The sequence below is a fragment of the Flavobacterium chungbukense genome, assembly GCF_020805785.1.
Lineage (GTDB): Bacteria > Bacteroidota > Bacteroidia > Flavobacteriales > Flavobacteriaceae > Flavobacterium > Flavobacterium chungbukense.
The window spans coordinates 126,108-138,149 of record NZ_JAJGZV010000006.1 but is presented as its reverse complement, the minus strand read 5'-3'; the positions used below and the strand labels follow the sequence as shown (position 1 = coordinate 138,149).

The 12,042-nt window shown below is 29.3% G+C and carries 10 protein-coding genes; all 10 read left to right on the top strand.

Annotated elements, in window-relative coordinates:
* Position 1: 1 nt before the first annotated feature.
* The 10 genes from rfbB to LL966_RS17130 all read left to right on the top strand — a co-directional run bounded on the left by rfbB (position 2) and on the right by LL966_RS17130 (position 12,038).
* The gene (rfbB, locus tag LL966_RS17175; RefSeq protein WP_229354965.1) at positions 2-1,048 is read left to right on the top strand and encodes a dTDP-glucose 4,6-dehydratase; all 1,047 of its coding nucleotides are present in this window, start codon (positions 2-4) and stop codon (positions 1,046-1,048) included.
* 42 nt (positions 1,049-1,090) lie between these two features.
* Entirely contained in the window at positions 1,091-3,523 is a 2,433-nt protein-coding gene (locus LL966_RS17170) for an SLBB domain-containing protein (RefSeq protein WP_229354964.1), read from the top strand.
* 21 nt (positions 3,524-3,544) lie between these two features.
* Positions 3,545-4,597, top strand: coding sequence for a Wzz/FepE/Etk N-terminal domain-containing protein (locus LL966_RS17165; protein WP_229354963.1), 1,053 nt, complete (start codon positions 3,545-3,547; stop codon positions 4,595-4,597).
* 196 nt (positions 4,598-4,793) lie between these two features.
* A complete protein-coding gene (locus LL966_RS17160; RefSeq protein WP_229354961.1) occupies positions 4,794-6,143 on the top strand; it encodes an oligosaccharide flippase family protein in 1,350 nt (449 codons plus the stop codon).
* Positions 6,144-6,162: 19 nt separating this feature from the next.
* On the top strand, positions 6,163-7,272 hold the full coding sequence (locus LL966_RS17155; protein ID WP_229354959.1) for a glycosyltransferase family 4 protein: 1,110 nt from the start codon (positions 6,163-6,165) through the stop codon (positions 7,270-7,272).
* Between the two features lie 22 nt (positions 7,273-7,294).
* Positions 7,295-8,284, top strand: a complete 990-nt coding sequence (locus tag LL966_RS17150; protein WP_229354957.1) for a GDP-mannose 4,6-dehydratase — start codon at positions 7,295-7,297, stop codon at positions 8,282-8,284.
* 41 nt (positions 8,285-8,325) lie between these two features.
* A complete protein-coding gene (locus LL966_RS17145) occupies positions 8,326-9,078 on the top strand; it encodes a glycosyltransferase family 2 protein (RefSeq protein ID WP_229354955.1) in 753 nt (250 codons plus the stop codon).
* 32 nt (positions 9,079-9,110) lie between these two features.
* Positions 9,111-9,917 (top strand): glycosyltransferase family 2 protein, encoded by an 807-nt coding sequence (locus tag LL966_RS17140; RefSeq protein WP_229354953.1) that lies wholly within the window; start codon positions 9,111-9,113, stop codon positions 9,915-9,917.
* A 1-nt stretch (position 9,918) separates the two neighbouring features.
* Positions 9,919-11,133 (top strand): O-antigen polymerase, encoded by a 1,215-nt coding sequence (locus LL966_RS17135; RefSeq protein ID WP_229354951.1) that lies wholly within the window; start codon positions 9,919-9,921, stop codon positions 11,131-11,133.
* Positions 11,127-12,038: a glycosyltransferase gene (locus tag LL966_RS17130; RefSeq protein WP_229354950.1), complete on the top strand. Its 912-nt coding sequence runs from the start codon at positions 11,127-11,129 to the stop codon at positions 12,036-12,038. Before LL966_RS17135 ends, LL966_RS17130 begins: the two co-directional genes overlap by 7 nt.
* Positions 12,039-12,042 lie beyond the last annotated feature (4 nt).

The following is a 12,042-nucleotide window of genomic DNA, read 5'->3' as shown; positions in this document are numbered from 1 at the left end:
AATGAAAAAAATACTTATAACTGGTGGCGCGGGGTTTATTGGTTCGCATGTAGTAAGACGATTTGTAAATAAATATCCTGACTATCAGATTTTTAATTTAGATGCTTTGACTTATGCCGGGAATTTAGAAAATATAAAAGATATTGAAAATAATACAAATTATACTTTCGTAAAAGGAGATATTGTAGATGAAAAGTTTATTAATGAACTTTTTACTTTGCATAATTTTGATGGAGTTTTACATCTAGCTGCAGAATCACATGTTGATCGTTCTATTGAAGATCCTTTAGCATTTGTAAAGACAAATGTTATTGGTACAATGAATTTATTAAATGCTGCCAAGAATCAATGGAAAGGGAATTTCGAAGGTAAAAGATTCTATCACATTAGCACAGATGAAGTGTATGGCTCGTTAGGCTCTGAAGGACTTTTTACTGAAACAACTTCTTACGATCCGAATTCTCCATATTCAGCTTCAAAAGCTAGTTCTGATCACTTTGTTAGAGCTTACGGAGAAACTTATAGTCTGCCTTATGTTTTGACAAACTGTTCAAATAATTATGGATCATATCATTTTCCTGAAAAATTAATTCCACTTTTTATTAATAATATAATAAATAATAAGCCATTGCCAGTTTATGGAGATGGAAATTATACTCGTGATTGGTTATTTGTTGAAGATCATGCAATTGCTATTGACTTAGTTTTCCATGAAGGAAAAAACCACGAAACCTATAATATTGGAGGATTTAATGAGTGGAAAAATATTGATTTGGTAAAGTTACTTTGTAAGGTAATGGATCAAAAATTAGGAAGGGATAATGGAACTTCAGAAAAATTAATTACTTACGTAAAAGACAGACCAGGTCATGACTTACGATATGCAATTGATGCATCTAAGATTAATAAAGAGTTAGGTTGGAAACCATCAGTTACTTTTGAAGAAGGATTAGAGAAGACTATAAATTGGTATTTGAATAACCAAGAATGGCTTCAAAATGTAACCTCAGGGGCTTATAAAGATTATTATCAAAAACAATATTCATAATTTTTTAATCGGCAGTTTTTTTAAAGAAAATTTAAATACAAGATGAAGAAAATCACTTACGTTCTTACTTTGTTTTTTATACTTGTAATGACAATAAACGTTCATGCTCAAGATATTCTTAAGTCAAAAGATTTGAGTTCTATTAATGTTGACTATCTATCTGATGACGATCTAGCAAAAATAAGTGCTCAACTTAAAAGTAATAACACGACGATTGACCAGATAGAATCTATGGTCCTTTCAAAAGGGATGAGTTTATCAGATTTTAATAAGCTCAAAACTAAACTTAATGAATACCAGAAAAAGAATCTAAAAGATTCCAAAAAAGACGTTGCTTCAAAAAAGGACGATAATGATTCTAAGTCTGGAAGAAAACAGGAAAAAATAGTAAATGAAAAAGTCAAAGATTCTGTGAATTCTTTAATTTTTGGCTCAGAACTATTTGATAATCCAACTTTAAATTTTGAACCAGATTTAAAGTTAGCAACTCCAATGAATTATGTTTTAGGACCAGGTGACGAGCTACAAGTTAGTGTTTTTGGCGTTCAGGAATATAATGCTAGTATACCCGTAAGTGTTGAGGGAAAAATAAGTATTGACTATGTTGGGCAGATAGCAGTATCGGGAATGTCTATAGAAGCGGCATCACAAAAAATAAAAGCAGCTATTGCAAGAGTTTACAGCACAGTTCGTTCAGGACAATCGCAAGTAAGTGTAAGTTTAAGCCAAATTAGGACAATCAAAGTTACAATTGTGGGAGGTAAGCAACCTGGAAACTATTCAATTTCATCACTAGCGACAGTTTATAATGCTTTGCATTTAGCTGGTGGACCAGGGAAAAACGGCAGTTATAGAAATATAGAATTAATAAGAAACAATAAAGTTTACAGAAATATAGATATTTATCGATTTTTAGTAAAAGGCGATCAATCTGATAATGTTAGTTTAAAAGAAAATGATGTAATCAGAATTCCTGCATATACGCAAAGAGTTACTGTTGAAGGAGAAGTAAAGCGTCCAGGTATTTTTGAAATGAAAAAAGGAGAGAAATTCTCCGATTTATTGAATTTCGCTTCAGGATTTAATGAGTTTGCTTATACAGCTTCTGTAAATGTATTGCAAAAAACAGGAAAAGAGTTTAAAGTTCATGATATAAACGAAAGTGAGTATAGTTCTTATCAACCGCAATCAGGAGATGTATTTAGAATTACCAAAATTTTAAATCGTTTTGAAAATCGTATTAAAATTGAGGGAGCAGTCTTTAGACCTGACTATTATTCTTTTACAGACGGAATGAGAATTTCTGATCTTATTACAAGAGCGGAAGGTTTAAAAGAAGATGCTTATAGTAAAAGAGCAAGAATAATTCGTTTAAAAACCGATTTAACTACAGAAATTGTTAATGTAGATTTAGGTGCAGCTCTTTCAGGAAATTTAAATGCTGATATTGAATTAAAAAGGGAAGATATTGTTACTGTTTATTCAATTTTGGATTTTAGAGAAGAGTATAAAGTTACCATCGATGGTGAAGTAAAAAATCCCGGAGAATACGAATATTTTGAAAATTTGACATTAAATGATCTTGTTGTCCAAGTTGGTGGTTTGACTGGTTCAGCATCAAAAAGAGTTGAAATTGCTAGAATGGTTAAGTCAGATGCTATTGATGATGCTGACCCAAAGCGTATTGAATTGGTAGAATTGGAAATCACTGCAGATAATAACGAACAAATTAAAAATTTTGTTTTGAAGCCTTTTGATGTAATTAATATTCGTCGAATGGCAGTTTATGAAAAACCTCAGATGGTTACTGTAAGTGGAGCTGTAGGATACCCTGGAAAATATGTTTTGGCTAATAAGAAAGAAACTGTTTATAATGTTGTAATGAGAGCAGGTGGTTTAACTTCAATTGCGAATCTAGATGGAATGAAAATTAAGAGACCAATCAAAGAAGAACAAATTGAGACCTTAGAAAGAATTGACCTAAATATTTCTAAGAATGATACTTTAAAGGGAAAACTAGCTAAAAAACTGAAGGAAGATTTAAAATTTTCGACAATACCAGTTAATTGGGAAAAAATTGTAAAAGATAAGAATCACTTTTCCAATGTTACTTTATTTCCAGGCGATGAAATTGAAGTAGCAGTTTACAATGAAGGTGTTAAAGTCACAGGTAATGTTTTGTTAACTTCTGAAATTCCATACAGAAGCGGTAAAGGATTTAAGTATTATATTAATTCTGTGGGAGGTGTAGATAGTAAAGGATGGAAACGAAAGGCTTATATAATATATCCAAATGGAAAAGCCGATGTGACTACCTCTTTTTTATTTTTTAGATCATATCCTAAAGTTGAACCAGATTCTCAAATTGTAGTTCCAGAAAAGCCAGAAAAGAAAAAAATGAGCGCGGGAGAGTGGGCAGGTTTAGGAACGGCATTTGCTAGTTTGGCATTATTAATTGTTACAGCATTTAAATAAAAATAGATAAATATTTTTTTAGTGGAAAATAATGAAATCTCGTTGAGAGAACTTATAAAGAGAATAAAAGAGTGGTATGGTTATTTGTTCTCTAAATGGAAAATAATTTTATTAGCAGGTATTTTCGGGGCATCCCTTGGTGTTGTTTATTCACTACTTAAAAAACCAGTTTATACAGCAACTTTAACATTTGCCCTTGAGGATGAAAAAGGTGGAGGACTTGGTGGAGCTTTAGGTTTAGCTAGTACATTTGGATTGGATTTAGGAGGGAGTGGAGGTGGAATTTTTACAGGAGCCAATTTGACCGAATTGTTTAAATCTAGGTCAATGGTTGAAAAAACACTGCTTTCAGAAGTAAATTTAAATGGCGAAAAGATTTCTCTTATGGAAATGTATATTAGAAATAATAATTTAAGAGAAAGTTGGAGTAAAAATCCTAAGCTAACAAAAATTGAATTTTTGCCAAATTCAAATCGTGATAAGTTTAATCGACTGCAAGATAGTATTTTAGGTAAAGTTTATGAAAAACTTATAACGACAAGTTTATCTGTAGGACAAAGAGACAAGAAAATCTCGATCATCAGTATAGATGTATCTTCTAAAAATGAATTGTTTTCTAAATATCTATGCGAAGCTTTAGCTAAGCAAGTAGGATCTTTTTATATCGAAACGAAAAGTAAAAAGTCAAAAACAAATATGACTATTTTACAACGCCAGGTTGACTCTATTCGAGGAGAACTTAACGGCGCCATTACGGGTGTGGCGATTGCGAATGATAATACATTTAATTTAAATCCGGCACTTAATGTACGTCGTGCACCTTCAGCTAGACGACAAGTTGATGTGCAGGCTAATACTGCAATTTTAAGTGAATTAGTTAAGCAGTCAGAAATAGCAAAAGTTACATTGAGAAAAGAAACGCCTTTAATTCAGGTTATAGATAGACCGATTTTGCCTCTGCATATGGAGCGTTTTGGTAAAGCAAAAGGCTTAATAATTGGAGGGTTTTTAGGAGTTTTCTTTATTGTATTTCTTATAATTGTAAAAAGGTTGTTGAAAATGTTAAGCCTTTGAGATTTTTATATTTTAAATTCCTCAAGTAATTAAATTACCTTTTTTTATGGCGATTTCTTTTAGTAGTTTTTATCTAAATAATAACTTGTTAAATGAATTTTTAGGAATAAAAACAAACATATTAATTTTTTTTTTAGTAAATGAATTCAAACTAGAAATAAGTTAAATATATATAAATTTATGCATCGATCATAACATGATAAAACGAATATTTAAAAAATCTTTTGAAGATAGAACAAAAAGAGCAAATATTAATATTTTAGTTTCCTTTTTTTTTAGAGGCGGAAGTATTTTATTGTCATTTATTTTAATTCCTTTAACTATAGATTATATTAAACCTGACGCGTATGGTCTATGGCTAACTTTAACCTCTTTGGTTGGGTGGGTTTCTATGTTTGATATAGGTATTGCAAATGGACTAAGGAATAGGCTTTCTGAAAGTTTAGCGGATCATGATTATGATAGAGGTAAAATATACGTAAGTACCACTTATGTGATTATATCTTTAATAGCTTCATTATTAATACTTTTTTATTTTGTGTTTTATAAATTTGTCAATTGGCAAGTTATTTTTAACTCTTCATTTATTGCAGAGGAAAGGTTGCAGAATGTAGTAACTATTGTAGCAGTTTTATTTTTATTAAAGTTTATTTCTGATATTATAAATGTTGTTTCTGCTGCATTTCAAATGGTTTATGTTAGTTCTGTATTGCTGTTCTTGAGTAATTTGGGTACTACGTTGGCAGTATGGATACTGTCAAAAACGACATCTGAAAATATGATCTTTTTGGCATTGAGTCTAAGTTTTATACCTTTTCTGGTTTCAGTTATTGCAAGTTTATACCTATTTAGAAATAATTTTAATTCTGTAAGACCATCTTTAAAACATATCGATTTTCAAAAAGCTAGGGGTATTGTAGGATTAGGATCTCAGTTTTTTATTTTACAAATAATATCTTTAATAATTTTCCAAACCGATAATATACTTATTGCTCAATTTTTTCGCCCATCAGAAGTAACAAATTTTAATATAGCATATAAGTATTACAGTGTTGTAATTATAATTTTTACTATAGTTCTTACTCCTTATTGGACAGCATTTACAGAAGCATATTTCAAGAAAGAGTATAGTTGGATAAAAACAACAATAAATAGACTTCTGTTTTATTGGATTTTTAGTGTCGTTTTTTTATTCTTTATGTTTCTAATAAGTAATTGGGTAATAAAATTATGGATAGGAGATTCTGTATTTATTTCTAATGCTTTATCATTGTCAATATGTGCATACATCGCTGTCACAAATTGGAATGCTATTTTTGCTAATTTTTTAAATGGTGTTGGCAAAATTAGAGTTCAGATAGTATATGCTATTATAATGGGATTAATTAATATTCCAATTTGTTTTTTGTTAGTAAAAATTTTCAACTTTGGAACTTTTGCGATGCCATTATCTAATTTTATTTGCTTGACGTTTGGAGCATTAATTAGTTATGTACAATATAATAAAATTGTTAGCGAAAAAGCGACTGGAATTTGGAATAAATAATTTATATAACTAAAGGTAAATGAAAATATTATACGATCATCAGATATTCACAGAACAGCAGTATGGTGGAATATCTAGATATTTTTTTGAATTAATTAAAAGATATGAGAATAACGAAAATAGTTGTGAGGTAGCTACTTTTTTTAGTAATAATGCGTATTATAATAAAAGTTTTAACCCTTCGTTAAATAAATTTTTGCCTGAAAATAATTTTAAAGGAAAAGTTAGGCTTGCAAATTATTTAAATAAAGTACAATCTTTAAATAAAGTTGCTAAAGGAGATTTTGACGTATTTCACCCCACTTATTATAATGATTCTTTTATTTCGAAAATAAAAAACAAGCCATTCGTTGTTACCTTTTATGACATGATACATGAGAAATTTTCTGATCAGTTTGAAATTTTAAAATCGGATGATAAAATACTTGATAATAAAAAGAGATTGTTAGAAAAATCAAGCAGAGTAATAGCAATATCTCAAACGACAAAAAATGATATTATTGAACTTTTTGACGTAGATTCATCAAAAATTGATGTAGTATATTTGGGAAGTTCCCTTGAAAATTTTAATATAGAAAATAAGAGTTTAGTTGAAGAAGACTATGTGTTGTTTGTAGGGAATAGGGGTAATTACAAAAATTTTGATTTTTTTTTAAATGCTATAGCAGAATTACTTATACAAGAGAATCTAAAGCTAGTATGTGCGGGGGGAGGAGAATTCTCTCATGAAGAAAGAATTTTGATAAGTTTTTTGAAATTAGATTCTCGCGTTATTTTTAAAAAAATATTAAATGATAATGACCTGTCTAATTATTATTCAAATGCATTATTCTTTTGCTTTCCTAGCCTTTATGAAGGATTTGGAATACCTGTATTGGAAGCCTTTGCATCTGGATGTCCCATTTTATTAAGTAACGGAGGATCATTGCCAGAAGTTGGAGGTGATGCGGCAATTTATTTTGATCCAACTGATCAAGATTCTTTGAGAAAATCTATGATTGAATTATTAAATGATGAAAAATTAAGATTCTTACTTAAAGAAAAAGGTTATAAGCGATTGGAAAAATTTTCATGGGATAAAACTTTTGAGAATCATTTAGATGTTTATAAAAGTATTATTAAGGTTTAATTTAGCTGATGAACTAGAGTAAATGACTGCAAAAAAAATAAAAACTGCTTTTATCACTGGAATAAGTGGTCAGGATGGAGCATATCTTTCTAAGTTATTACATGAGAAAGATTACAAAATAATTGGAATTACTAGAAATAATCATTCTGACAGTTTAGAAAAACTCAAGTTTTTTAAGATTGAACAATTTGTGATTATGGAGGAGTGTGATTTATTGGATATTTCAAGTGTTCTAAACTTGGTAAAAAAATACAATCCTGATGAGATTTATAATTTAGCAGCTCAAAGTTCTGTAGGACTATCTTTCAAACAACCCATTGGTACTATTAACTTTAATATTATCTCGGTATTAAATTTATTAGAGGCTATTAGATTAGTTAAGAATGATATAAGATTTTATCAAGCGTCAAGCAGTGAAATGTTTGGCAAAGTTTCTAATCTTCCAGTGCATATAAATACTCCAATGCATCCCCTTAGTCCTTATGCTATTTCAAAAGCCTCTGCTCATTGGATAGTAGTTAATTATCGTGAATCTTATAGCTTGTTTGCTTGTAACGGAGTTTTGTTTAATCATGAATCTTATTTAAGATCAAATAGTTTTTTTGTAAAAAAAGTCCTACAAGAAACTGTTAAAAACAGAGATAAATCTGATTGGACTTTGAAAGTTGGAAATATTGATATTAAAAGAGATTTTGGTTACTCACCCAATTATGTTCAAGCAATGTGGTTAATGTTGCAAAAGAATGATCCAGAAGACTTTATTATTTGTTCAGGGAAGAGTATAACTCTCCGATCTATAATAGAATATGTATTTAAAAAGTTAAATGTATCGCTAGATAGGTTAGTTATAGATAACGATTTAATGAGGCCGACAGATATAGAAGATATATACGGAGATAATACACCTGCTAAGGTAAAATTGGGATGGGATTATAATCTTGATTTTTATGAAGTTTTAGATTTGTTAATAGAAGAAGAATTAAGTTTTTTTAGTAAAAGTTCAAATAATTAATTTTGTTTTAAAAGAATCACGTAAAATATATAAAATTTTAGATGGAGAGAATTAAATCACCCCTTATTTCGGTAATTACTGTTTCGTATAATGCAAAGGCAACTATTGAACGAACAATTTTGAGTGTGCTAAATCAAACATATTCAAATATCGAATATATTATAATTGATGGAGGTTCAAAAGATGGAACGGTTGATATTATTGAACAGAAAGATTCTCTATTTACAGAAAAGGGTATATCTTTTAAATATATTTCAGAAAAGGATGATGGGATTTATTATGCAATGAATAAAGGAATAAAAATGGCTAATGGTGAATTAGTAGCCCTTTTAAATGCTGATGACTGGTATGAGTCAGGAACTATTGAAAAAGTTGTGACCTATTATCAATCGAATACCGAAATTGATATATTTCACGGAATTTTAAGATTTGTGTCAATGCTTAATGGAGAAGCGTATATGTTAAGGGGAAGTGCAGATTCGTTCTTAAAGCATGGCATGATTGAACATCCAACATGTTTTATAAAAAAGTCATTATATGAAAAAGTAGGATATTTTAATGTTTTATATAAAAATGCGTCAGATTATGATTGGATGTTACGTGCAAAAAAAACTAATGCGAAATTTTTATTGATACCTTATATATTAACAAATTTTCAGAGTGGAGGGGTTTCTGATTCACTTCTAAGTACAAACGAGGAGCTTTTAATAAAAAGGCGACATGGTATTATGAATAGACCTAAATATGTATATAAGAAAATTTTTGCTTACTTATTATCCAAAAGAAAATCTTAGTATTTGTAAGGATTCTAAAAATAAAGTTTTATATGAATCAAGAGATTAAAGTTTCTATAATAGTACCCTGTTACAATAGTGAAAAATATCTGCCAGAGACGATAAAAAGTATTCTTTCTCAAAGTTTCAAATTTTGGGAATGTGTTTTTGTCAATGATGGATCTATTGATGGAACAGAAAATGTAATTTTAAATGCAGTTTCTCTCGACAAACGCTTTCGCTATATTAGCCAAAATAATAAAGGAGTTTGTATAGCTCGTAATACAGCGATTGGAGTTTCTAGAGGTAAATATATATTATGCTTAGATGCAGATGATTTAATATCTGAAAATTTTATCGAAGAAACTGTAAAGATTTTGGATAAAAATCTAGAAGTTAAAGTTGTTGCTTCAACTGTAAGGTTTTTTGGAAGAAAAAAAGGAATTTTAACACCCTTGTCATACAATATTCCCACAATGTTGGCATCAAATCAACTTGTGGTAACATCTCTTTTTAGAAAAATAGATTTTGATCGGGTAGAAGGATTTAATGAAAATATGAAAGATGGTCTTGAAGATTGGGATTTCTGGATTTCTATTTTAAAAAATGGAGGTAAGGTTGAGCGATGTGAACAGGCTGTTTTTTTTTATAGAATATTAAAAAAATCAAGAAATTCTGAGATGGCTAAAGTAAATATGTTTAAATTAAGATTGCAGATGTGGGAAAATCATAAAGAGCTCTATAGCAAATATTTTGTTGCACCAACAAGTTATTCGGAATATCAAAGTATAGAAAAGTCCAAAGAATATAGATTAGGAAAATTATTATTGGCACCAGTTAGGAAAATATTGGGAAAATAATATGATTTTATTAACTGCTATATTTTTACTTTTATTAGCCTTCTTAGGATATCTTAGAAAAAAAAGTTTTATTGCTCCTACATTTTTGTCTCCATTATCTTGGGGTATTGTTTTGTTTCTTTATGGTACATTAGATCATGGTATGAATAATTTATCAAATGAAGTTTTGGTAGTTATTTTAATTTGGAATTTATCCCTTTTAATTGGAGCATGGTTTTTTAGTGAAGTTTCACTATCATTCAGCATACTGAAAGAAGAAAGTGCAGGAAAAGCTATATTTAATAAAAGTATTAGAAACTTATATTATTGGATTTCTGTTTTAGGATCATTTCCGTTACTTTTAATAGCTTATAAACAAGGAACTACTTTAGGTCAAGGAAGCTTTTTTTTCAATCTACGATTAGCTAATACTGGAATTGTGGAAACAGAATATAATTATGGTATTTGGCAATATGTTTTTACTTTTGCATTTGTATCTTTTCTTATCGAACTTTTTACTTACCAAAAAGGTGAAAACAAGAAAAGGATTGTTATTTTAATAATAATAAATTTACTACTTTCTTTGATTACAATGGCAAAAAGTAGTTTTTTCTTCCTATTCCTATCTGTTCTATTTTCGATAATGTTTAGAAGGAAAATCCCTATCCGTAATTTATTCATTGTATTTAGTATTCTAATAGGTATTCTGAGTTTATTGCAGTTGTTGAGGGCTGGTGATGAAAGTAATGTAATTTCTTCAATGTTTTATACCTATATATTTGGGGGTATTCCAGCTTTAGATCAATTAGTAAAAGGAGAAATGTATTCTGTTCAGTGGGGACAAATGACGATGCGATTTTTTAGATTATTTTATGGCTATTTGGGAGGGGAACCATTAAGTCCCAATGGAATGATTTTTGCAAATGATGTAACCGAAAAGGGATATATCTATGTGCCGTTTCCAACGAATGTTTTTACGGTCATAGGCCCATTTTGGTTAGATTTTGGCTATAAGGGTATAGCAATATTCAGTTTTATTATTGGTTCTATTTCAGGTTATCTATACAGATTAGCATTAAAGAAAAGACTTTGGGCGGTAATATCTTACTCTTTTTTTGCATGTACTCTTGTTTTACAATTTTTTGGGGAGTATGTATTTACAAATTTATCCTATACAATTCAAATAATTGCACTTACATTATTTGCATTTAAATTTAAATATATAATCAAATGGTAAAGGTTGATATATTAATGGCAACATATAATGGCGAGTTATATGTTAAATCTCAAATACTATCTTTACAGGCTCAGACTTTCCAGAACTGGAGGCTTTTAATACATGATGATGGAAGTACTGATAATACCATAAGTATTTTAAAACAAATTGCTAGTACCGATTCTAGGATCGTTATTCTTGAGGATACGACAAAATTTGGAAATGCAGCAGAAAATTTCACTTATTTATTAAATTTTTCGAATGCTGAGTATTTAATGTATTGCGATCAAGATGATATTTGGTTTGATAATAAGATTGAATGTCAATTACAAGCAATTTCGAAAAAGAATAATAAAATACCTCAAGTTGTTTATTCCAATTCATATGTTTGGATTCCTGAAGAAGGAATAAAAGGATTAGCTACTTTAACTTTTCCAAAAAAAATCAATCAACTTTTATTTTTAAACTCTGGAATGCAAGGCTGTAGCGCAATTTTTAACGGAGTTATGAGAGAATTGTTAGTGTCTTATAAAGGTAAACTGGCTATGCACGATCATCTTTTACATTTGTCTGCTATATGTTTAGGTGAGGTTGAGTATCTAGAAGCTAAATTGATGTTGTATAGAAATCATGAAAAAAACGTTACAGGAGCGACTTCTGTTTCTACTATGGATGTCAGTAGAATTTTAAAGAATACTAATTTCCCAGTGGTGGATAGACACCATTATGAAGCTATTTTTGATTTCTATCAAGCTTTTAAAGCAAAATTAGAAATGCGGGATCAGATGAAGGTTAAAATCTATCTGGAAATGGTTGATTATTGTTTTTTTAAGAAACTATTTTTAGTCTTAAAAGAAGATTATCAATTATTTGGATCAAAATTGCGTTTACTAAGTAAAATTACACTACGATCTTATATTAATTAAATAA